26 protein-coding genes, 1 tRNA gene and 1 other RNA gene are annotated in these 22,772 nt (G+C 48.8%); 10 read left to right on the top strand and 18 right to left on the bottom strand.

Annotated elements, in window-relative coordinates; translation table 11 throughout:
• Positions 1-93: 93 nt before the first annotated feature.
• Both CVU71_06110 and CVU71_06105 read left to right on the top strand, forming a co-directional pair.
• Entirely contained in the window at positions 94-297 is a 204-nt protein-coding gene (locus CVU71_06110) for a hypothetical protein (GenBank protein PKN19935.1), read from the top strand.
• An 83-nt stretch (positions 298-380) separates the two neighbouring features.
• Positions 381-638, top strand: coding sequence for a hypothetical protein (locus CVU71_06105; protein ID PKN19934.1), 258 nt, complete (start codon positions 381-383; stop codon positions 636-638).
• A 17-nt stretch (positions 639-655) separates the two neighbouring features.
• On the opposite strand, the gene rnpB is transcribed toward CVU71_06105, so the two are convergent.
• From rnpB to CVU71_06040, 13 genes are all read right to left on the bottom strand, one after another.
• An RNA gene (gene rnpB / locus CVU71_06100) (RNase P RNA component class A) lies at positions 656-990 on the bottom strand.
• Between the two features lie 125 nt (positions 991-1,115).
• Positions 1,116-1,526, bottom strand: a complete 411-nt coding sequence (locus CVU71_06095; protein PKN19933.1) for a ribonuclease H — start codon at positions 1,524-1,526, stop codon at positions 1,116-1,118.
• Between the two features lie 6 nt (positions 1,527-1,532).
• On the bottom strand, positions 1,533-2,252 hold the full coding sequence (locus CVU71_06090) for a hypothetical protein (protein PKN19932.1): 720 nt from the start codon (positions 2,250-2,252) through the stop codon (positions 1,533-1,535).
• Positions 2,253-2,792: 540 nt separating this feature from the next.
• Positions 2,793-2,868, bottom strand: a tRNA-Met gene (locus CVU71_06085).
• 79 nt (positions 2,869-2,947) lie between these two features.
• Entirely contained in the window at positions 2,948-4,696 is a 1,749-nt protein-coding gene (locus CVU71_06080) for an RNA polymerase sigma factor RpoD (GenBank protein PKN20093.1), read from the bottom strand.
• 35 nt (positions 4,697-4,731) lie between these two features.
• Positions 4,732-6,495, bottom strand: coding sequence for a DNA primase (locus tag CVU71_06075; protein PKN19931.1), 1,764 nt, complete (start codon positions 6,493-6,495; stop codon positions 4,732-4,734).
• A gap of 55 nt (positions 6,496-6,550) precedes the next feature.
• Positions 6,551-6,997 carry a glutamyl-tRNA amidotransferase gene (locus CVU71_06070; protein ID PKN19930.1) on the bottom strand — a complete coding sequence of 149 codons (447 nt, stop codon included), beginning with the start codon at positions 6,995-6,997 and terminating at the stop codon, positions 6,551-6,553.
• A gap of 16 nt (positions 6,998-7,013) precedes the next feature.
• Positions 7,014-7,355 carry a histidine triad nucleotide-binding protein gene (locus tag CVU71_06065; GenBank protein ID PKN19929.1) on the bottom strand — a complete coding sequence of 114 codons (342 nt, stop codon included), beginning with the start codon at positions 7,353-7,355 and terminating at the stop codon, positions 7,014-7,016.
• A gap of 18 nt (positions 7,356-7,373) precedes the next feature.
• The gene (gene hisA / locus CVU71_06060; protein PKN19928.1) at positions 7,374-8,105 is read right to left on the bottom strand and encodes a 1-(5-phosphoribosyl)-5-[(5-phosphoribosylamino)methylideneamino]imidazole-4-carboxamide isomerase; all 732 of its coding nucleotides are present in this window, start codon (positions 8,103-8,105) and stop codon (positions 7,374-7,376) included.
• A gap of 76 nt (positions 8,106-8,181) precedes the next feature.
• Entirely contained in the window at positions 8,182-8,865 is a 684-nt protein-coding gene (locus CVU71_06055) for a hypothetical protein (GenBank protein PKN19927.1), read from the bottom strand.
• A 21-nt stretch (positions 8,866-8,886) separates the two neighbouring features.
• A complete protein-coding gene (locus CVU71_06050) occupies positions 8,887-9,474 on the bottom strand; it encodes an imidazoleglycerol-phosphate dehydratase HisB (GenBank protein ID PKN19926.1) in 588 nt (195 codons plus the stop codon).
• A 14-nt stretch (positions 9,475-9,488) separates the two neighbouring features.
• A complete protein-coding gene (locus CVU71_06045; protein ID PKN19925.1) occupies positions 9,489-10,361 on the bottom strand; it encodes an ATP phosphoribosyltransferase in 873 nt (290 codons plus the stop codon).
• On the bottom strand, positions 10,358-10,732 hold the full coding sequence (locus tag CVU71_06040; GenBank protein PKN19924.1) for a phosphoribosyl-AMP cyclohydrolase: 375 nt from the start codon (positions 10,730-10,732) through the stop codon (positions 10,358-10,360). The genes CVU71_06045 and CVU71_06040 overlap by 4 nt, the downstream gene beginning before the upstream one ends.
• Positions 10,733-10,928: 196 nt before the next feature.
• Between CVU71_06040 and CVU71_06035 the strand changes: the two genes are divergently transcribed.
• The 7 genes from CVU71_06035 to CVU71_06005 all read left to right on the top strand — a co-directional run bounded on the left by CVU71_06035 (position 10,929) and on the right by CVU71_06005 (position 17,485).
• Positions 10,929-11,225, top strand: a complete 297-nt coding sequence (locus tag CVU71_06035) for a hypothetical protein (protein PKN19923.1) — start codon at positions 10,929-10,931, stop codon at positions 11,223-11,225.
• A gap of 327 nt (positions 11,226-11,552) precedes the next feature.
• Entirely contained in the window at positions 11,553-12,662 is a 1,110-nt protein-coding gene (locus tag CVU71_06030) for an ABC transporter substrate-binding protein (GenBank protein ID PKN20092.1), read from the top strand.
• A gap of 92 nt (positions 12,663-12,754) precedes the next feature.
• A complete protein-coding gene (locus CVU71_06025) occupies positions 12,755-13,639 on the top strand; it encodes a branched-chain amino acid ABC transporter permease (GenBank protein ID PKN19922.1) in 885 nt (294 codons plus the stop codon).
• A gap of 34 nt (positions 13,640-13,673) precedes the next feature.
• Positions 13,674-14,645 (top strand): branched-chain amino acid ABC transporter permease, encoded by a 972-nt coding sequence (locus CVU71_06020; protein PKN19921.1) that lies wholly within the window; start codon positions 13,674-13,676, stop codon positions 14,643-14,645.
• Entirely contained in the window at positions 14,632-15,384 is a 753-nt protein-coding gene (livG, locus tag CVU71_06015; GenBank protein ID PKN19920.1) for a high-affinity branched-chain amino acid ABC transporter ATP-binding protein LivG, read from the top strand. The genes CVU71_06020 and livG overlap by 14 nt, the downstream gene beginning before the upstream one ends.
• Before the next feature lie 3 nt (positions 15,385-15,387).
• The gene (gene livF / locus CVU71_06010; protein PKN19919.1) at positions 15,388-16,131 is read left to right on the top strand and encodes a branched-chain amino acid ABC transporter ATP-binding protein; all 744 of its coding nucleotides are present in this window, start codon (positions 15,388-15,390) and stop codon (positions 16,129-16,131) included.
• A gap of 52 nt (positions 16,132-16,183) precedes the next feature.
• Entirely contained in the window at positions 16,184-17,485 is a 1,302-nt protein-coding gene (locus tag CVU71_06005) for a phenylacetate--CoA ligase (protein PKN19918.1), read from the top strand.
• Between the two features lie 93 nt (positions 17,486-17,578).
• On the opposite strand, the gene CVU71_06000 is transcribed toward CVU71_06005, so the two are convergent.
• The 5 genes from CVU71_06000 to CVU71_05980 form a co-directional block, all read right to left on the bottom strand.
• Complete coding sequence (locus tag CVU71_06000) at positions 17,579-18,121, bottom strand: hypothetical protein (GenBank protein PKN19917.1); 543 nt, start codon at positions 18,119-18,121, stop codon at positions 17,579-17,581.
• Between the two features lie 77 nt (positions 18,122-18,198).
• Positions 18,199-18,570, bottom strand: coding sequence for a lactoylglutathione lyase (locus CVU71_05995; GenBank protein PKN19916.1), 372 nt, complete (start codon positions 18,568-18,570; stop codon positions 18,199-18,201).
• A gap of 26 nt (positions 18,571-18,596) precedes the next feature.
• Positions 18,597-19,430, bottom strand: coding sequence for a short-chain dehydrogenase (locus tag CVU71_05990; protein ID PKN19915.1), 834 nt, complete (start codon positions 19,428-19,430; stop codon positions 18,597-18,599).
• Between the two features lie 32 nt (positions 19,431-19,462).
• Positions 19,463-20,620, bottom strand: a complete 1,158-nt coding sequence (locus CVU71_05985) for an NADH-dependent alcohol dehydrogenase (GenBank protein ID PKN19914.1) — start codon at positions 20,618-20,620, stop codon at positions 19,463-19,465.
• 33 nt (positions 20,621-20,653) lie between these two features.
• Complete coding sequence (locus CVU71_05980) at positions 20,654-21,310, bottom strand: nitroreductase (protein PKN20091.1); 657 nt, start codon at positions 21,308-21,310, stop codon at positions 20,654-20,656.
• 630 nt (positions 21,311-21,940) lie between these two features.
• Between CVU71_05980 and CVU71_05975 the strand changes: the two genes are divergently transcribed.
• Complete coding sequence (locus tag CVU71_05975) at positions 21,941-22,771, top strand: AAA family ATPase (protein PKN19913.1); 831 nt, start codon at positions 21,941-21,943, stop codon at positions 22,769-22,771.
• Position 22,772 lies beyond the last annotated feature (1 nt).

Raw genomic sequence — 22,772 nt, 5'->3', positions numbered from 1 at the left:
CGAATTTCGATTCGGCCTTTTTTTTATTTGCCTTGACAACATTCCGGATTTTCTTAATATCAAAATAAATTATCTTATGAACGGGAGAGTGGAATGAAACCTTTTTTTCCCTTCGTGCATTTATCTGTGTTGATTGCCGTCAGCGTGATTCTCCTCATCGTAAAAAGAAAATACCGGAAAGTGCGAAACGTTGAGCTGATCGTCGTCTTCATTCTCTTCTTCATGCTGGTGGCAATCTTTACGGAGCCGGGATTAGACTTGATAAAAAAATTAATAAGCCTCATTCAAGTAGATTAATCTTTGCCTGCGCAATCGCCGCTCAGACATAAAAGTATATTAAACACGTTTTCATGTTCATATATTAGAGTTGATTGAGTGCAATGAAGGGTTACCTGATCGGAAGAAAAAAACCAAAGGAAGACGGCGATCGTTTCAACAGGCTGAGCGGTATTTTAATGTTATCAGCCTGGGGGCTCGCCATGGTCGTGTCCTCATTTCTGTTCCTTTGGGTCGGTTATCTTGTCGATGAAATTCTGGAAACAACACCGAAATTCATGCTCGGCTCTTTCTTTCTCGCCATCGGTCTTTGCATATGGATGCTGTATAAAGAAGCGCAAAAGAGGGGACTTGGTTTATAAGCTTTATTTAAAACAGGCACAAGAGAAGATCATAAGCCGAGTTCTGTTCCGCGTTTCGGTTACCCTCGACACGGCAATGATCATTCATCTGGGACGGCAGTTGCCCGCCGAACGTTCTCCTATTTGGTCTTGCTCCGGATGGGGTTTACCATGCCTTTTCCGTCACCGGAAAAGCGGTGAGCTCTTACCTCGCCATTTCACCCTTACCCTGGGCTAAACGCCTCGGGCGGTATATTTTCTGTGGCACTTTCCTTGGGGTCGCCCCCAGTCGCCGTTAGCGACCATCCTGCCCTGTGGAGCTCGGACTTTCCTCCGGCAGACAAAATCTGCCAGCGATCATCTGATCTTCTCCGGCCTGGTTATTATCTTACAATTGATTGGATTTTCTTTCAAGTAAACTTAAAGACAAATCGTAGATCTTACGCCTGAACCTTTTAACCTGTATCCCCGCGCCGTGAACCGCTGAACCTTTTATGTTCACCTATATTCATCAATGGCCAGATTAGCCAGTTTATCCGCCTGCGCATTGTGGCAGCGCAACACATGCTTGACCCTGACGGATCCAAAAGAAGAAAGCAGGCGGCGGACTTCCTGCATCAAGATCTTCAAATTTTCATTTTTGACTTTATAAGAACCATTGATCTGGTTGGCCAGCAGTTCTGAATCCAGATAAACGTCCAACTGATTGAATCCCTGCGCCAGCGCACCTTTTAATCCCAGGATCAGAGCTTTATATTCGGCAATGTTGTTCGTACAATGGCCCAGGTATTCCTTACCCTCCCAGAGAATATGATCCGTTTCATCGGTGATCACGGCACCGGCGCCTCCCGGACCCGGATTGCCGCGGCAGGCGCCGTCGCTGAATAACTTGACTGTTTTGTTTTCCATAAATGGCTAGGCGGACTTTTCCTGATCATGAAAATACATGATCCGGTTACAGTTGGGACAACTGAGCAATTCATTGGAACGCTGAAGTTCATTGTACAACTGTTGCGGGATATTCATATGGCAACCACCGCAAACGGCCTTCCACACGGCAATAACACCGACGCCGTTATTGCGCTTTTTGACTTTTTCATATTTGCTCAGGAGATCTGCGGGAATAGACTTTTGCAAGCCGTCTCGCTTTTCCGTCCAGATGGCCGTATCTTCATCAACAGCGTTCAGATCATCCTCGATAATTTTCTTTTCCTCCTGATGATTGACTTCGGCCTGCTTTAATGTTTCCTCATCTTTTTTCACCAGCCCGGAGAGTTTATCCATCTCATCCATGAGTGAGATAATCTGGGATTCGACTTCGCCGCGGGTTTTCTCGGCTGTTTCAATTTCCTTGAGCATGGCCTGGTATTCCTTATTGTTCTTAACTTCCAGCAGCTTTTCCTTGGTCTTGATCATCCCGTCATTGAGTTTTTTAATCCTGGCTTCACATTCGGCGCGCCGGGTTTTGAGTTCCTCATACTTTCTTTTATTCTGCTCAACACTTTCCCTGTAAAGTTGAAATTGTTCTTCCATCTTGCCAATCTTTTCCGGCAGCTTAATTTTCTTCGCGGAAAGTTTGACCAATTGCGAATCACACTCCTGTAAACTGATTAATAACAAAATTTTTTCTTTCAACCATTTTCTCCTTTTGGTACTTTAATCACCGCTGTGCGGTATCGTTCGCCCGGCATAATTTTTACTGCATTTCATTTCTGAAAAGGCGCCATTAAACCCCGCTTCGTATGGCTCCGCGGGATAAGTTCGACTAACAAATTTCAGCGCGCTTCGCTTTCTTAATGCGGTGTCGCTAACCCCGCTTCGCATGGCTCCGCGGGATAAGTTCGACTAACAAATTTCAGCGCGCTTCGCTTCTCAGCGCGCTTCGCTTCTGAATGCGGTGTCGCTAACCCCGCTTCGCATGGCTCCGCGGGATAAGTTCGACTAACAAATTTCAGCGCGCTTCGCTTCTGAAATTTGAGTCGAACTAAAAAAAAATGCACCTGTTGGGGGTGCATTTTCAGATAGCCTGTTCATGTGCCTGATTCTGTGTGCCGTGGCATGACAATTTGATTGGTCTTGTCACGGCAGTCAAATCAACAGCCGTATCGCAACAACTCCTTGTTTGTAAAAATCGTGTTTTTTCGGTCATCGTTAATGGTCCATAATTACGAAATTTGGTGGGCCCACCTGGAATCGAACCAGGGACCTACCGGTTATGAGCCGGTGGCTCTACCAATTGAGCTATAGGCCCGCCCTTTTTTCTGCATCCACATATATTACGCCGGAATCAAGTTTTGTTGAGTTATACCCAATTCCGGCGCTTGTCAATATTATTTTGCCGCTCGTTTTCGAGAAGAACTCTTTATTTTTTTAGGCGGTTCCTCTTCGATCAGCTCCGGTTCATCGACATCCGGTGACAACAGTTCCACAGGCGCGCCGCTCTCCGGCCCCACCACGCCCAGACGGTCGCTGATCCCGAAACGCATACGCAGCACCTTTTCTTCACGCGGGGTAAGCGTGGACAGAATTTTACGCGTCTGATCCGCCAGATCCATGCTGATCGTGGCTTCCGAAGGAGACATGATTTTTTTGTCTTCGATGAAATCACCCAGATGGCTGTCCTCTTCCTCGCCGATCGGCGTTTCCAGAGAAATCGGTTCTTTGGCAATTTTCAAAACTTTGCGCACCTTCTCCAGCGGATATTCCATTTTGGTGGCGATCTCCTCCGGGGTCGGTTCGCGCCCCAGCTCCTGCACCAGGTAACGTGATGTCCGAATCAGTTTGTTGATCGTCTCGATCATGTGAACAGGAATGCGAATCGTACGAGCCTGATCGGCAATCGCACGCGTAATGGCCTGCCGGATCCACCAGGTCGCGTAAGTCGAAAACTTATAGCCGCGCTGATATTCAAATTTATCAACCGCCTTCATCAAACCGATATTGCCTTCCTGAATCAGATCCAGAAACTGCAAGCCGCGGTTGGTATATTTCTTGGCAATGCTGACCACCAGCCTGAGGTTAGCCTCCACCAGTTTTCTCTTTGCTATTTCCGCTTTTGCCTCGCCGTCTTCTATGGATTCTACAACCATTTTCAACGTTGCCGTATGAATGCCGACTTCCTTGGCAATATGCTTGATGCGCTTTTGAGCTTCCGTGATCGCGTCATGACTGCGATGCAGCCATTCAATGGAAACTTTCGCTTCTTTCGCCGCCTGCTTCTCGTCCTGTTTGGACTTTCTCATTTTCGACCAGGCTTTTTCCATCTGCGTGATCGTCAAGCCTGATTCTTTTTTAAATTGATTGATCACACGCTCGGATCGTTCAATTTCATCCGTAAAGTATCTCAGCCGGGCAATAAAGCGATGCATCTGCTTTTTACTGAAACGGATCTTCCGGCAAAGCGTAATGATATTTTTAGTATTTTTTTGCAATTCCGCCGTGAGCAACTCGCGCTGCTTGGGCTTCATGGTTTTGGATTTGAGTTTTTCGCGCAAAACATCGTTGCGGTCTCTGAAAAGCCGAATGCGGGCGATCAGTTTGAGCACTCTCTCCTTATGCTCATCCTCTTCCATGAACCCTTCTTCGTCTTCAATATTATCCACCACGTTTTTAACGCGGATTTCACCTGTTTCCAGTTTTTCACCGATGCGGAGCACTTCAGCTATCGAAACCGTTAAACTGAAGATCGCCCACATGGTTTCACGGGCGCCTTCTTCAATCTTTTTAGCAATCTCCACTTCACCTTCGCGGCTCAGAAGCGAGACCAGCCCCATCTCGCGCAAGTACATTTTCACCGGGTCTCCGGTCTTGCCTGCGCCGGGAACCAGCGCGAGAGCTTCCGGAAATTTGGACGGCAGAATATCTTCCACCGGTTTTTTTACCACCAGTTTTTCACCCTGTTCGGTATCGATGACATCAATATTCTTTTCTCCAAACAGCATGATAATATCATCTATTTGATCCGAAGAGTTGAGATCCGGCGGCAACATGTCATTGACATCATCGTAGGTCAAATATCCTTTTTCTTCCCCCAGTGAAAGCAACTTTTTAAATTCATCGGATTGAATTTCTTTAGCCATTTGGCATCCCCCAAATTTCATTATTTGTTAACGTATTAATGCAGCTCTTTCTTTTCCTGCATCAAATTCTGCATCTGGCAAGTCAGCTCGCGCATCAACTCCTTATTATCGCTTTCCTGTGCCTGCTTCATTCTAATCTGAACCTGCCGCGTTTGTTCTTTATACCATTTTTCTTTGATTCTCCGAATGTTATCGGAGAAATTGCGATCCACCATATTCTCATCGGTCTGAGGCGCTTCAATGCTTAATTTATAAATATTCTCCCGAAGCAATTTATCTTCATCCGACGCCAGAATAACATTGATGTCAATATAACCAAGCAGTTTGTAATCTCGAACAATTTTTTCGCCCAGACTTTTCAGCGCCGGTTCCATAAAATAATCCAGCGTTTTTTCACTTTCAACCAGCAGCGTCTTTTGCGGATACTCCAGCATCAGCCTGATCAAATTCACTTCAAGCGGATTCACATTTATTTTAACCGGCTTCTTCTGACCATCGGCGACGGCCGGGACATGAACGGCTTTTCGATGCGCTTCCCTTTTCAGCAAAGCCTGATCAATGCCCAGTCTTTCCGCAATACGCTTGATAAAAAGGTTTTTTTCAATCTCATCGCCGATCTTACCTACAAATTCTATCGCGGTTTTCACCAGGTCACGGTTTTCTTCAAAGGTCTTACCGTCCCCCAGAATATTATCGATGTAGTAATCACTGATGCTGGGTGCGGCCGCGATCAATTCATCAAGCTTGTCCTTGCCGTACTTTTTTATAAAATCATCGGGATCGCAGCCTTCCGGGAGAATTAAAGCCCGGGCGTGCATATTCGCCCCTAAAAATAATTCCAGAGAACGGTCCAGCGCCTTTCGTCCGGCCGTATCGGGATCGAACAGCGCCACGGCATTTTGTGTATAGCGGCGCAAAAGCTCCAGATGATCCCTGGTCAGGGCCGTGCCCAATGTGGCGACCACATTGCGGACGCCCGCGTTGTACAGGGATATGGCGTCGAAATACCCTTCTACAATCAGGCAAAAACCGCTCTGACGGATTGCCTCTTTGGCCTTGTTCAGGCCATACAGGTTCTTACCTTTGATATAGACGGGCGTCTCCGGCGAATTGAGATATTTCGGTTCCCCCGCCTCCAGAATCCGGCCGCCGAAGGCCACGATTTCTCCGAAAACATTTTCAATCGGAAAAATCAGCCTTCCCCGGAAACGGTCATAGTAGCCGCCCTCTTTGCCGGCAATGACCAGCCCCGCCTGTTCGGCCAGCTTCAAAGACAAGCCCGCCCCTTCAATATAGTCAGCCGTTGTTCGCCAGGTATCCGGCACATACCCCAAACGGAACTGTTTGACGGTTTCATCGCTCAGAGCTCTTTTGAGCACATAATCACGGGCGATTTTGCCCGCAGGTGACGCAAGATTGCGCGAAAACTGCTGCGCCACACGCAGATTTAAATTAATAATCTCATCGTGCAGCGATTCTTTTTCCTGTCCGTCCCTGCCGAAGGTTCGAGAAGGCAGGATAACGCCCGTTTTTTCCGCCAGGTGTTTAATGGCTTCGGGAAAACTCTTATTGGCAATTTTCATCAGCAGGGTGATGGCATTGCCGCCTTCTCCGCAACCGAAGCAGTAAAAAATCTGTTTTTCACGGTTGACGGTAAACGAAGGCGTTTTTTCCTGATGAAAAGGACAAAGCCCTAAGTAATTCCTGCCCGCCTTTTTTAAGGTCAGATATTCCGAGGCAAGCTCAACAATGTCCACCCTGCTTTTAATTTCTTCAATCTTGCTGTCATCAAAACGCACGAATGATTGCCTTGCCCGTCTTTATTCTTTGCTTCGTACTGGTTCAGATCAACCCTTACTGAGACAAAAGAGCTTTCACTTTTTCACCGGCGGCTTTTCCATCCGCCTTCCCGGTAATCTGCGGCATCACCACTTTCATCACTTTGCCCATATCCTTGACGGATACCGCGCCGACATCGGCAATCGCTTTCCTGATCAGCTCTTCCACGTCTTCATCCGACATTTGAGCGGGCATGAAGTCCTGCAGGATTTTCAATTCCGCCTCTTCTTTTTCCACCAGATCCTGTCTGCCCCCTTTGGCAAACTGTTCGATGGAATCTTTCCTCTGCTTGACCAGCGCGGACAGAATCTGCATGGTTTCCGTTTCATTGAGCGGACGCATCAAATCTATTTCCTTGTTGTGCAGCGCCGTTTTCAGCATCCGGACAGCGGACAGCCTGACTTTGTCTTTGGCTTTTGCCGCCGTCACCATGTCTTCATTGATCTTGGCATTAATATCCATACTTTTTTACCTCGAATTAACCTAACTGATCTTCAAGTTTTCTGCCGCCGAGAAGATGCATATGCAGATGAAAAACCACCTGCCCTCCGTCGGCATTACAGTTGAACACCGTCCGGAACCCGCTCGCGGCTACATTTTTTATTTGGGCGACTTTTTGCGCGGCAGCGGTTAAACGTCCGGTAATATCCGCGCCCGGATCAACATCCATCAGCGTCGCAATATGATTTTTCGGAATGAGAATAACATGCACGGGCGCCATGGGATTGATATCATCAAAAGCCAGAACAGCGTCGTCTTCGTAAACTTTCGTACAGGGGATGTCCCCCTTGATGATTTTGCAAAAAATGCAATCCGCCATATTTTTCTTCCTCCTATTCTATGAGGTCTGCAATGTCTTTTTTATGGCGTCTTCCAGCGCAATCGCGCCTGTGTAAAGCGCGCGCCCGACAATCACGCCATAAAATGAACAGTCTTTGACAGCAAGTAAAGCATCAATGTCCGCAAGGGTCGCCACGCCGCCGGATGCAATCACCGGAATAGACACGGCTTGGGCCAGGGCCCTGGTCTGCTCGATATTAACGCCTGTTTCCATGCCGTCGCGCTGAATGTCCGTATAGACGACAGCCTGAATCCCGCAATTCTCATAGCGCCGCGCCAACTCAACCGCGTTTTGGCTGGTCTTTTGCGTCCAGCCCCGGACAGCCACCTCGCCGCCCAGCGCGTCGATCCCCAGAATGATTTTACCGGGGTGAATTTGCGCAGCCGTTTTCACAAATTCTTCATCCTGGATGGCCGCCGTTCCCAGAATCACGCTCGATACGCCGTTTTCCAGATAATAATTGATCGTTTCCATGTTGCGGATGCCGCCGCCCACTTCAATCGGCACGGAAACCGATTTTACGATATCGAGAATAATAGGCGCGTTCTTCGGCAATCCGGCAACCGAACCGTCCAGATCAACGATATGAATCCGCTTTGCGCCTTTTTGCGCCCAGTGCCTGGCCATGTCCGCAGGATTTTCGGCGTAGACCGTCACGCGGTCAAAATCTCCCTGTGCCAGGCGGACGCATTGTCCATTTTTTATATCAACCGCCGGGATAATGAACAAAGTAAAACTCCTTTATGGAAACTGGTTCAGAATATCAGTTCAGGGCATCCCCTGACCGCTGTATGCCGGCATGCCATCAGCGCTCAAAGCCGGGAAACGTTTTAAATACATCATCAATGCCAATTCTCGCTAATTCGCGCGCGGTGACCCACTTGGCGCCGCCTTTAAAAAAAGAAGGAGCCTGCAAAACGTCTTCCATTAATGATTTCTGCGTATTATCATAAATACCACGCCACAGCGTACTGCCGTCCTTGACGGAAATCAGATGGATTTCAAAAGCGACAGACGCGGGGCGCTCCGCGGAATAGTCATAACCTACTCTTTCACGATAGCGATATACGAAGCCTACAGCCAGAACGTCCGCGTGCAATTCATTTCCGACTTTTTGAATAATCTTCGATAAGGGCTGCTTCAGAGAATCCGTTGAAATTCGTTGATAGGCGCCCGCCACTCTTGCCGAAGAGATGATCTCAACATCCTTCAAATCTTTCAGTTTACCGGTGAAAATTTCCTCAACAATTTTTTCGGCGCCTTTGACAATCGTACCGCTGGAATTCACACTGCCGCAAACCGGACACCTGACGGTTGACGATCCGTCTTCCAGGTGCACCGCCTGAAAAGGAATGACCGCTAATTTCTTTAAAGTTTTATCGATGGACTTTGTATTTTCCTGCGCCTGAAGCGGATAGGGGGCAAAGACAACAAGTCCTAAAAGCAATATTGCGCAGCCAATCTTTCTCATCCATAAAATATTTTGCAATTTAAACACCTGGCCTTTCTATTAAAGCGTCCCTTTCGTAGACAGAACACCTGAAATTTCCGGGTTGACATTTACCGCCTGCCTCAGAGCGCGTGCAAAAGCTTTAAAAACTGCTTCGATAATATGATGACTGTTGCTGCCGTAGGCAAGATTAATATGCAGTGTAATGCCGCTGTGATCGGTAAAAGCCTTGAAAAATTCTTTCACCAGAGCCGGGTCAAATCCGCCGATCTTCCGGCGCTCATAGCGGACCTTGTAAATCAAATAGGGGCGCCCGGAAATATCAATGTCGACGCGGCACAAGCACTCGTCCATCGGCACGGACGCCGAACCGTAGCGGTTGATGCCCGTCTTCTTACCCAGCGCCTCCTTGACCGCCTGCCCCAGACAAATGCCCAGATCTTCGACCAGATGATGATCGTCGATTTCAGTATCGCCTGTGCTCTTAATCATAAGCCTGAACTGGCCGTGACGGACAAATAATTCCAGCATATGATTAAAAAAAGGAATGGTCGTATCGATTTTACTGCCGGCGGATTTATCCAAATCAATGTCCAGCGCAATATCCGTTTCCGTTGTTTTGCGGACAATCTTTGCTTTTCTGGCCATACCTGCCCTCCGGATTATATGACTTTGTTCAAAGGATATTCAATAATGCCTTCGGCTCCCGCATCCAGCAACTGCGGAATCAGATCCCGCACGACGCCTGTATCGATAACGGACTCAATGGCAAACCATTCTTCGGAATAGAGGCTGGAAATAGTCGGAGCTTTGAGCGCCGGCAAAAGCTTCATGACGCGATCGAGATTTGCCTTGGAGACATTGAGTTTCAAACCGACTTTGCCCATTGCCAGAAGCGACCCGGTAAGCAGCGTCCGGATCTGTTCAATCTTTTTACGCTTCCACGGATCATTCCAGGCCGCCCGGTTGGCAATCAACTGTGTATTGGTTCTCATCAGTTCATGCACAATCCGCAATTTATTAGCCCGGATGGTCGAACCTGTTTCGGTGACTTCCACAACCGCATCCACCAGACCATCCACCACCTTCGCCTCAGTCGCGCCCCAGGAAAACTCCACACTCACCTTGATATTCTTCTCAGCAAAGTAGCGCTTGGTAAACTGAACAAGCTCCGTCGAGATGTGTTTGCCTTCCATATCCTCAATCGAGCGGACCGGCGAATCATCCCGCACCACCAGCACCCAGCGCGCCTGCCGCGTGGAAACCTTGGAATAAACCAGATCCTGCACCGCCACCACATCGGAGTTATTCTCCATAATCCAGTCGATGCCGGTCAGCCCCAGATCCAGGTGTCCGTCTTCGATATAGCGGGACATTTCCTGCGCCCGCACCAGTGTGCAATTGATTTCCGGATCATCGATATCGGGAAAGTAGCTGCGGCTGTCGTAGGTAATGCGCCAACCGGCTTTTTTGAATAAATCAACCGTATTGTTTTCCAGGCTCCCTTTGGGGATGCCCAATTTTAAAATATTCATTTATACACATCCTTCGGATCAAAAATCTTTTCGCCTTCAACAACAAAATCTTTGCCTGCAAGTTTCCGGTAAAAACAGGACCGGTGCCCCGTGTGACAGGCCGCCCCGCCCAATTGTTCCACCTGCAATAAAATTGTGTCATCATCGCAATCGATGTAAATATCCTTTACAATTTGAACATGCCCGGAGCTTTCACCCTTCAGCCAGAGTTTCTGCCTGGATCGACTCCAGAAAGTCGCCTTCCCGGATTGCAGAGTCTGCTCCCAGGATTCCTTGTTCATATACGCCAGCATCAATATATCTTTTGTTTCAGCATCTTGAACGATGGCCGGCACCAGCCCGTCGGTTTTATTAAAATTTGGTTCAATCATAGTACCCTTCATTCACATGGTTTATTCCACTAGCTTTAAGAAACTATAATGTTTAAATGATGAATCCCATTAAATCAAGTAAAATTTTATCTTAATAATCATCTATTTCCGACTTGCCTAACCATTTTATTCATGATAAAAAATGCAATCGTAAATTGATCAGAATTATTTGAATCTATTATCCGGAGGTTGGATTATGTCTTTGCTGACGGGAGGAACCGTTGCCGCAGTTTTAGGTCTGATCAGTTTGATCTACTGGTGGGGTCATTTTATAAACCTTATACAGGGCGCACTGCCGATCTTCATGCTCCTGGGAGGCGCCCTGGCTGTTTATGTCGGTTTTGACGAAATTCAGGATAAAATCCGCGAAGAAAGACAAAGACAGGACGAAGAACTGGAAAAAGCAAAAGAAGAGATAGAATCAGCCAAAGCGGAAGCCGAACGCTATCGCGAGGAATTGGACAAGTTAAAGGACAGGCAAAAGCAAAGCTGAAAATCAGCGTTGATATCATTAAATACCGCTTGACACATCCGGTCAAATCACATATTAGCCACAGCATTATAACGTTATGGACACCGATATGCATGAATTTTCCATAAGCAAATCCTCGCCTTACTACACCTATATGTATCTGTGCCTGCTTGCCTAGCAAAATCTGGTAAGCAGGCTTGCCCTAAATCATCACCAATCATTCAGTCAATATCACAGACAGCATGTAATACGTTTGTGTTTTTTTGAAAAACAATTAAAACTTGGGAGGAAGTAAGTCAAATGAAAAGGGGACTTTTTTCAAAAGTAGTTTTCTCGTTTATCTTCACAATGTTGATCGGTATGATGGCAGGAACGCCGGCTTTTGCGGCTCCTCCGATCAAAATCGGCGCATTATTTTCTGTTTCCGGCCCGGCGGCATTCTTAGGTGAACCGGAGCGCAACACGGCTCAAATGGTCGTGGATGAGATCAACAAAGCCGGCGGCATCAAGGGACGCAAGCTGGACCTGGTTGTCATTGACACGCAGGGAGATCCGGCCAAAGCGGTACAAGGCGTCAATAAACTGATTAAAGATGATAAAGTTGCGGCGATCATCGGACCCAGCACTACAGGTGATTCCATGGCGATCATCCCGGTTGTCGAGAAGGCCGGAATACCGCTGATTTCCTGCGCCGCGGGAATCAAGATAACCGACCCGGTTAAAAAATGGGTATTTAAAACAGCTCAGAATGACGCTCTGGCCGTGGCAAAAATTTATGAACACCTGAATAAACAGAAAATCAGTAAAATAGCTATTTTGACGGTATCTGACGGCTTTGGCTCTTCGGGGCGCGAGCAGCTGGTAGCCCATGCCAAGGCCTTCGGCATCACAATCATTTCCAATGAAACTTACGGGCCGAAAGATACGGATATGACCGCGCAATTGACGAAAATCCGCGCCAGCGGCGCACAGGCGGTTATCTGCTGGGGAACCAATCCGGGGCCTGCCATTGTCGCAAGAAACATCAAACAACTGGGGATAAAAGTCCCTCTGTTTATGAGCCATGGTGTGTCCTCCAGGAAATTTATCGAGCTGGCGGGCAATGCCGCAGAGGGAATCATACTCCCGTCCGGCCGCGTTATTGTGGCAAGCCAGATCCCCAAAAACGATCCTCAGAAAAAGGCGCTGTTAAGTTACGTCAACAGCTATAAGAAAGTATACAAAGTCGAAGGCGATCACTTCGGCGGGCATGCCTGGGATGCAATGATGCTGTTGAAAGGCGCTATTGAGAAAGCTGGAGATCAACCTTCCGCTATTCGTGATCAACTGGAAAAGACGTCAAAATTCGCCGGCATCGGCGGAACATTCAGTTACTCGGCGCAGGATCATGCCGGATTGACCAAAGATGCTTTTGTCCTGGTAGAGGTTAAAAACCAGAACTGGAATTTAGTTAAATAGTAGGCTATTGTCTTTTTCAATGAACAGCGGCGCGGGAAAACAATGCCTGCGCCGCTGTTCATAATCAATGGAATGGGTAAATAAAGCAGCAAATGGACAATCCAGGCCAACTCGTTCAGTATATCTTAACCGGGCTTTCCAACGGCGCAATCTACGCCTTGATTGGTTTCGGTTTTGCCATCATTCATAATGCCACAGGCATTCTTAATTTTGCCCAGGGCGAATTTGTCATGCTGGGCGGCATGTTCACCATATTTATTCTGACTTTTTTAAATCTGCCCCTTGTACCGGCTATAATACTTGCCATTGTTTTTTCCACGCTGGTCGGAATTCTCTTCGAACGTCTGGCTATTCGCCCCCTGAAAAACGTCAAACCGTTAAGTCTGGTGATCATTACCATCGGCGCCAGTATTTTTATCCGCGGCGCCGCCATGCTGATCTGGGGAAAAGACACTCACGCCCTGCCCGCCTTTTCCGGCAATGATCCGCTTTATGTTTATGGAGCGACGATTATGCCCCAGCATCTTTGGATCTTCGGCATCACCTTTTTCATCATCATTGCCAACAAGTTGTTCTTCAGCTACAGCATTCTCGGCAAAGCCATGCGCGCCTGCGCTTATAATGCCCATGCCGCAAGCCTGGTCGGCATTGATGTTAAAATCATGGTTCTGTTGTCGTTTGTGGTAAGCTCCGCCATCGGATCGATGGCCGGCATTATCATCGCCCCGCTCACCATGACGTCCTACGATGTCGGCATTATGCTGGGGATAAAAGGATTCTGCGCGGTCATTATCGGCGGAATGAGCAGCGGCCTGGGAACAATCCTGGGCGGACTGCTGCTGGGCTTGCTGGAATCATTGGGCGCGGGCTACATTTCCGCGTCTTATAAAGACGCCATTGCTTTTATTATTCTGTTGTTGATTCTTTTTATTCGTCCGGAAGGTTTATTCAAACAAAAGGAAACGCAGAGAGTGTAGTGACGATTCAATCTCTCGGATACTCTGTAAGATTATGATCAAAGAAAAACGCCAGATTCTCATTTTTGCCCTTTTTGCCCTCATTGTTCTTGTGGTACCTTTATTTTTAAAAGGCAGTTATTTTCTCAACGTCCTGGTCTTCATCGGCATTAATACATTGCTGGCCGTGGCACTGAACCTGCTTCTGGGATACGCCGGCCAGATTTCTCTGGGACACGCAGCTTTCTTTGGTTTGGGCGCTTATGTATCCGGCATCCTGACAACCAGATTTCCCGTCGATCCCTGGCTGGCATTGGTGATAGCCGCACTCTGCGCCGCCGGGCTGGCCTTTTTTATCGGTTTCCCGATCTTAAAACTCAAAGGCCATTATCTGGCCATGGCAACACTGGGCTTTGGCATTATCATCTATATTATTTTCAATGAAACAGTCGACTGGACCGGCGGCCCCTCCGGATTGTCCGGCATTCCCAATCTCCGGCTGGGCCCCCTGGTTTTTGATAACGACCGGAACAATTATTATCTGGTGTGGGTAATCACACTCGGGGTCATGCTGCTGTCGATCAATCTGTCCCAATCCCGAATCGGACGGGCCCTCCGGGCCATCAACGATTCCGAAGTCGCCGCCCGCGTCATGGGCGTTAACGCCCGCATCCTGAAAGTTCAGATCTTCACGATCTCGGCGCTTTTTTCCGCCATTGCCGGCAGTTTGTACGCGCATACCATGACGTTTATCTCTCCCACGTCCTTCGGATTCAACTTCTCCGTTGAAGTGTTGACCATGATCATTATCGGCGGTTTAGGAAGCATCTATGGTTCATTTCTGGGTGCGGCAATTTTAACCATGCTGCCTGAATTTCTGCGGGTATTTCGTGATTTCGATATCGTCATCTACGGCCTGATGCTGATTTTAATCACCATGTTCATGCCCAGGGGCCTGATCGGCGGTCTGGAGGCGTTGTTTAAAATCATCATCGACAAAGGGGGCGCCCGGAATGCTAAGAGTTGAAGGCATCACCCAGATATTCGGCGGATTAACGGCCCTTACGGATGTTTCATTCTCCGTTGCGCCGCGCTCCATAACCGGTATCATCGGCCCCAATGGCGCCGGTAAAACAACTTTGTTTAATATCGTGACGGGGCTTTACACGCAGACCGAAGGAAAAGTTTATCTGGGTGAAAAAAACATCTCCTTTTTTGAGCCGGAAGTGCTGGCGGGGCTCGGCCTGGTGCGCACCTTTCAGAACGTGGAGCTTTTCGGTCAGATGTCGGTTCTGGAAAATGTAATGGTCGGCCTGCATACCAAAAGCAAAAGCGGTATTTTTTCCTGCGCGTTCAAGCTCCCCTTTCAGATCCGGGAAGAAAAAATTGTCAGGGAAAAGGCGTACCGATGGCTGGAGTTTACGGGCCTTGTCGATGTGGCCGATGTGGCGGCCTGTAATTTGCCGTTCGGCAAGGGCAGGCTTCTGGAGATTTCCCGGGCCATGGCGGTGGAGCCGCAGATTATCCTGATGGACGAACCCGCAGCAGGATTAAACAGCCGTGAAACGGCGGGGCTTGCGGAACTGATCCACAAAATTCAGGACCTGGGCATCACCCTGGTGCTGGTCGAGCATGACATGGAGCTGGTCATGGATGTATGCGAATCCATTGTCGTGCTGAACCTGGGAAAGAAACTGGCGCACGGCACGCCGCGTGAAATTCAGGAGAATCAGGCGGTGATCGCCGCCTATCTTGGCGAGGATTAACAGATGCTGAGAATTAAAAATATCAACACTTTCTATGGTCAGGTACATGCCATCAAAAATGTTTCTTTGCATCTGGCGGAAGGTGAAATTGTAACACTGATCGGTGCTAACGGCGCCGGCAAGACCACGCTGCTTAATTCTCTGTCCGGTATCGTGCCGCCTAAAACAGGTCAGATTCTCTTTAAGGAAATGGAAATCAATCATCTTGCGCCGCATAAAATCGTCCGGCTGGGTGTATCTCAGGTGCCCGAAGGCAGACAGGTTTTCAAACCTCTTTCCGTAGAAGACAATCTGGAACTGGGCGCTTATCTGAATTATGGAATCAAGGGCGGCAAGGCCCAGGCAAAACAGGATATGGAGACGGTGTATGAGCTGTTCCCCATTTTACGGCAAAGACGAAAGCAGCTGGCCGGAACGCTCTCCGGCGGCGAGCAGCAGATGCTGGCCATCGGCCGGGCGCTGATGGCCAAGCCCCGCTTGCTGCTTCTGGACGAGCCTTCCATGGGGCTTGCGCCCATGATTGTTCAGGAAATCCTGAAGGTCATTGCCGGTCTTTCACGGGTAAAGAAAACAACGATCCTGCTGGTTGAACAAAACGCCCGCGCCGCCCTGAAAATAGCGCATCGCGGTTATGTTCTGGAAACAGGCCGATTGATTCTGGAAGGCACGGCCGACGAGCTTTTGGAAAACAAGGATGTGCAGCGGGCCTATCTCGGCAGAGATAAAAAAGAGATATGGGAACGATAATTCAGAATTGTTTTAGTGCCACAATTATTTACTATTTCCTCAGGAGGGCTTTATGAATATTTGGGACCCGACTCATGAATGCATATCACGGGACGAACTCGAACAGATGCAATTGGAGCGCCTGCAGGCGACCATCAACAGAGTTCACAAAAATGTCATCCATTACCGGAAACAATTCAACGAACTGGGCGCCATTCCCGAAGACATCATTTCACTTGCCGACCTGTCCAAACTGCCGCTGACCTCCAAAGATGACCTGAATCATAACTATCCTTACGGCATGTTTGCCGTGCCGCTTCGGGAGGTTGTCCGCATTCATTCCTCCTCCGGGACGGGAAGCAAGCCGATTGTAGCCGGTTATACGAAAAATGATATCCGCATCTGGTCCAATCTGGTGGCGCGTTTTATGACAGCCGCCGGAGTGACCCGTGACGATCTGGTTCAGGTGACTTTTCATTATGGCCTTTTCACCGGCGCGTTCGGGCTGCATTACGGAGCTGAAACGATCGGTGCATCCGTTATTCCCATGGGAACGGGAAACACCGAAAGGCAGATCATGATTATGCAGGATTATAAATCCACCGTGCTGGTCAGCACGCCCAGTTACGCTCTGGAACTTGCCTGCCGGATGGAGCAGTTGGGCATCAATCCCAAATCCCTTTCCCTGAAAGTGGGACTGTTTGGCGGCGAACCCTGGTCGGAAAAGATGCGTCATGAAATCGAACAGGGCCTGGCGATTAACGCAACGGACAACTACGGACTGTCGGAAGTGATCGGCCCCGGCATTGCCGGTGAATGTTTCTGCAAAAACGGCCTGCATATCTATGAAGATGCTTTCCTTCCGGAGATCATTGATCCGGATACAGGCAAGGTCTTGCCGGCGGGCGCCGAAGGCGAACTGGTCCTTACGACACTGAATAAGGAAGCTTTCCCGTTAATTCGCTACCGGACCCGCGACATGACCAGCCTGGATTACACCCCTTGTACCTGCGGCCGGACACTGGTGCGGATGAAAAGAATCAACAGGCGTTCCGACGACATGCTGATCATCAGAGGCGTCAACATTTATCCCTCACAAATCGAGGAAGCCGTTTTCGGCGCGGTGCAGGGTGAAGCCCCCTATCAAATCGTGGTCGAGCGCACACAAGCGATGGACAGCATGGAGGTCATCATTGAAATTACGGATAAAATATTTGCGCTGGAACTGCAAAAACAGCGATCTTTTCTGGAATTGGTAAAAAAACGAATCACCGCGATTGCCGGCATTAATGCTTCCGTAAAACTGGTTGAAGCCAACAGCATCCCGAGGCAGGACGGGAAAATCAGAAAAGTGCTGGATAAAAGACAGATTTAATATTAATCATGAAACGTAAAAAGCCCCGCCTGATGTGACGGGGCTTTTTTGTTGTATCAGGTCAGATGCCAATAACCGGTGCTGCCATCGAGCTCAATCGCCCCGATGCCCTCTTCCCGGTCCGTCACCTTGCCCTCTGAACTTCTTTTGCTGACCGGGTGGCATCCGATCCATTCCTTTTACGCCCCAGTTATTTTCTCTTTCCCAGTGCTTGTTTCTTTTCCAACCCTTCCAGTTCTTTTCAGCGTCACGGTGTGGAATACGGCGTTGATCCCACTCATATCCTTTCCAGCGGCGGTCACGGTAGTCCTTTCTCCACCCCGGAGGAACTTCTCTGTAAAAAGCAGGCACGCGGTTATAATGAACCCAACCCCGATCATAGTAACGGGATCGATACCATCGCCCTTCCCAGGGACGCCACCACCAGCCGCTATAAAAGAATATGTCATCATTAACGTCGGGAACCGCATAGACATCGGTTTGTGGTATTACCACCACCTGAGGCGGCCCCGGAAAAATAATCGCCGGAGGCAGAGGGATGTTTACACGGACTTTAACATCGACTTCCGCCATGACCGAAACCGGTATCAAAACCACTAACATCAGAAAAATCATTTTGAAAAATAATTTTTTCATCCGTCTTCTCCTTTCTCCATAAACCTCTCCTTTGCATATTTGGAATTTCAGAAGAGGCATGCCGGATGATGACAAATCTACTTCTTTTGAGGAATTATTTCAATCCAGTAATCATCCGGATCGTTGATGAAGTAAATACCCATCGCTTTATTTTCAAAACAGATACAGCCCATTTTTTCATGCAGCGCATGCGCGGCGGCAAAGTCATCCACCTTGAAAGCCAGATGAAATTCATTATCGCCCAGATTGTAAGGCTCCCGTCGATCTTTCATCCAGGTGAGCTCCAACTGATGAGGCGTTTTCCGGTCGCCCAGGAAAACCAGAATAAAGCTGCCGTCCGGGGCTTCCAGGCGGCGCACTTCATCCAGTTGCAGGGCTTCTTTGTAAAAGATCAGACTTTTTTCCAGATTCAGCACATTGAAGTTATTGTGAGCAAATGTAAAGTGCATCAGCTTGATTCCTCCTTCTTATTGGATTATTTCTTTTTCAGTTTATCCAATCCAAATGCTTTGCTCATGATGTTGTCAAACTGATTTACCGGCAGGGCCGCCACAATCGGCAGACTGGCGGACTGCTTGCCCAGACGGATAATTTTGGGAATGGACTTCAGAAACAGTTTATCAATCAGTTTCTGTGAAAATTCTTCCGCTGTTGTCGGATCTTTTTGTGAAGCCGTCGCCCGCGCTTTGACATACCCCGAAAGCGGCGCATAAACGGAATTTTCGTTCAGCCTGATACTCCCTTCGGCAACTTCGCCAAATCTGGATTTGATCGCGCCGGGCTGAACCGTGACCACGGAAATGCCAAAAGGCGCCAGCTCAATGCGCAGCGAATCCGAAAGCAGGTTGACTGCGGCCTTGGTGCCGCAGTAAGCTCCGGCAAACGGCGTGGCGCAGATGCCTGACACGCTTGCCATGTTGACAATCAAACCGGAACGCTGCCTGATCATGTGCGGCGCAACTGCTTGGGTGAGTGCCACCAGGCCGATGACGTTTGTTTCAAATTGACGGCGGAGATCATCGATGGACAAATCAACCACCGGCCCGACCAGCGCATAACCCGCGTTATTGACCAGCACGTCAATCCTGCCCGCTTTGGCCATCACTTCCGCCACACAGGCATCAATGGACTTTTGATCCGTCACATCCAGCGCGGCTATTTCCATCCCTTCTTTTTTGAGGTCTTCGATAACCGCCGGCCTGCGTGCCGTGGCAAACACTTTGCACCCGCGGGAAGCAAACTCACGGGCCAGCGCAAGCCCGATCCCTGACGAACAACCGGAAATCAAAACAACTGAATTTTTATCCATGACTCATTCCTCATAGTTTGATTTTGGGCCTCTTACAAACATTCCTTTAACAGGGCTTCAACCAGTTCCGGCGTCACATCCCGTTTCTCACCCAGCTTGACCATGCCGTGCGCTTTCAACTGTTCGATAATAGTCGGAATGATATCCGCGCCGAGATTGTAGGAACAAAGACGGGTGGGAACCTGGATGCTTTCAAAAAATTCCCGTGTTTTTTCGATGGCGGCATCAATGCGCGCGTTATCATCCCCGCTCGTAATACCCCAGACGCGTTCGGCATACTGCAGGAGTTTTTCCTTTTTATCCTGCGCACGAATCTTCAGCATGGCCGGCAATACGACCGCCAGCGTTTTGCCGTGGTCCAGCTCACAAAGCAGCGTCAGTTCATGGCCGACCATATGCGTGGCCCAGTCCTGAGGAACGCCGGCGCTGATGAGCCCGTTGAGGCCCAGCGTAGCGCACCACATGAGATTGGCGCGCACATCATAATTTTCCGGTTCGGCCAGAGCTTTCGGTCCATCCTCAATCAGCGTCAGCAGCAATCCTTCGGCAAACCGGTCCTGCAATTTCCCGTTTACGGGGTAAGTCAGATATTGCTCGATGACGTGGACAAATGTATCCACAACGCCGTTGGCAATCTGGCCTTTCGGCAGTGAATAGGTTTTCTCGGGATCAAGCACGGAAAATTTGGGAAACAATGCGGGATGCATAAAGGGGAGCTTGGCATTTAATGCGCGATTGGTAATGACGGCTCCGCTGTTCATTTCCGAACCACTGGCCGGAAGCGTTAAAACCGTTCCAAACGGCAGGGCGCGCTTCATCTTCATGCCGTAAGATTTAACAATGTCCCAGGCATCTCCCTCATGCAGGGCGGCACCGGCAATAAATTTTGTGCCGTCAATCACGGAACCGCCGCCGACAGCCAGCAGGAAATCAATTTTGTTCTGACGCACGACATCCACACACTTCATCAACGTTTCATATGTCGGGTTGGGCTCGATGCCGCCAAATTCCATCAGTTCATAGCCCTGCAATGCGGCTTTAACTTCATCCAGCACACCGTTGCGCTTGATACTCCCCCCGCCATAGGTGATGAGAACTTTTGCGCCCTTCGGGATTTCGCCTGCGACATCTTTAATCCTTCCCTTGCCAAAAAGAATTTTGGTCGGGTTATACAAGGTGAAATTGTTCATAGGGTCTCCTTTTTTTATATTAAATTTTTTGATTTATTCAGGATAGCCAACCGCCTGCACGAAAACGACTTTTTGCTGGCTGCGCAGTTTCATATCTTTAGCCAGCCCGGTCTTATCCAGCAGAGCGCGAATCCCCGTGGCCAGCCCTTCGGACGCGCAATACAGGTAAACATTCTGGGCGATGAAAGCGGAATCCGCGCCGGAATACAGAAGCTTGTTTTCGTCGCTTGTGGCAATCGTCATCTTTGAGTAGTCCGCCACATAAATCAGCTGAAGCGGCGCGGCTTCAATATCACTTCGTGACGGCTGAAGGAAATGGGTTGTTTCCTTGCGCAGATCGGCCTTCAGGACGGGATCGAGCGAATGGGTTTTGGCATTATAAAGATAGAGGCCTTCCGCCATCGCGACATACACATTAACTTCCTGCCAGTTTTTGGCCGAAGGCGCTGTACGCCTGCCGTCCGGCCTGCTGATACCGGCAGCAGCCCACAGCAGATTAGACAACACCTCCACCGGCAGTTTCTTCGTGCTGAAAGACCGGTCCGTCTTGCGATCTTTCAAACACTGCATCAAAGGCTTCCCGCCCTTCATATCCGGCGGCGGCAGCTTAATCGCCGCAAACTCGGCGGCAAGGGATGTGGAAGCGAAACAAAATAAAACGGCTAGGGTTAGAAACATTTTTTTCAGCATGATTACCTCTGATGTTTTAAAGATTTTCGCCATTCTCTTGGAGCATTTCAGCTGCCTTACTCCTTCAGGAATAATCTTTTAAAGTTGGTTTATCTTAAAATATGTGCATGCAAAATCTTTCAACAAAGTTCAAGGAGTTTTCAAAATACTAGATGGTTGTGGCAATATACTGAAAATATTGTTTTGTTTCAATGGAAAAGAAGGAAAGCAGTTGAACCGGGATATACCGCGAGTGAGCCACAGTTGCAGGGCATTTTGAGCGAATGGGATACCCTGGTTCAACTGCCACCTTATAGAGTTTTTTAATTCTGAATACCGGCCTGAGTAACCTGAAGGTCACAAGACCGGTATGACGACGAGTAAACCAGGATTCGGACTACGTGGAAATGACGAAAGGAAAGATATCTCCCTGCGGTCGATATGACAGAGAAATACTGGATATACTCGGCAGGACACAAGACCAACTTTGTAACCTGATGCCCTGACCACCTAATGACCTAAAGATCACACAAGGTGGCGCGAGGGTACGCGAGTCACGAGACCGTTATAACTACAGATAAAAAATATTTGATATTTATCCAATCGCGCCTATATTAAAATTCAGACATGAAGACACAAAAGGAGCTTAAGATGGGAAAACATGAAAAGACCGAAAAAATTGAAAATGGCGACTTCCGGGTATCCAAAGAACCCTTTTATCTTCCGCAGGGCAAGGAAATAGAGCTGTTTGAAGCGGCCCATGCCAATAAGCTGCCGGTCCTTCTAAACGGGCCCACCGGAAGCGGCAAAACGCGGCTCGTGGAACACATGGCCTGGCGCCTGAACCGACCCCTTTATACCGTTGCCTGCCATGATGACCTCAGCGCCAACGACCTGACCGGCCGTTACATCATCAAAGGTGATGAGGTGGAATGGATTGACGGGCCCCTGCTGATGGCCGTACGCGAAGGCGGCATCGCCTATCTGGATGAAGTAGTCGAGGCGCGCAAGGACGTTACCGTTGTTATTCATCCGCTCACGGATCACAGGCGTTATCTGCCCGTGGAAAAGAAAGGCAAGATTTTCCATGCTCCGGAAGGATTCATGATGGTCATCAGCTACAATCCCAATTACCAGAGTGTCTTAAAGGAACTCAAGCCCAGCACCAGGCAGCGTTTCATTTCGATCAACCTCGGCTGGCCCGCGGAGGACCTGGAAGTACGCATTGTCAGCCGGGAGGCAGGAATAGATGAGCAAATGTCGGGAAAGTTGGTCAAAGCCGCCAACCGGATACGCAATCTGATTCATCAGGGTCTGGAGGAAGGCGTTTCCACACGCGAGCTGGTTTACGCCGGCATGCTGCTCAAAAGTGGCATGCCTTTACAGGAATCGCTTCGTGCCACGATGATCGAACCTTTGACCTACGACAGCGATCTTCAAAAAAGCATCGAAGAAGTGCTCAAAAACTATTTCAGCTTTTAAC

The organism is Deltaproteobacteria bacterium HGW-Deltaproteobacteria-6, from assembly GCA_002840435.1.
Lineage (GTDB): Bacteria > Desulfobacterota > Syntrophia > Syntrophales > Smithellaceae > UBA8904.
Note: the sequence above shows the minus strand (reverse complement) of the source record. Positions and strands in the feature narration are given on the sequence as shown.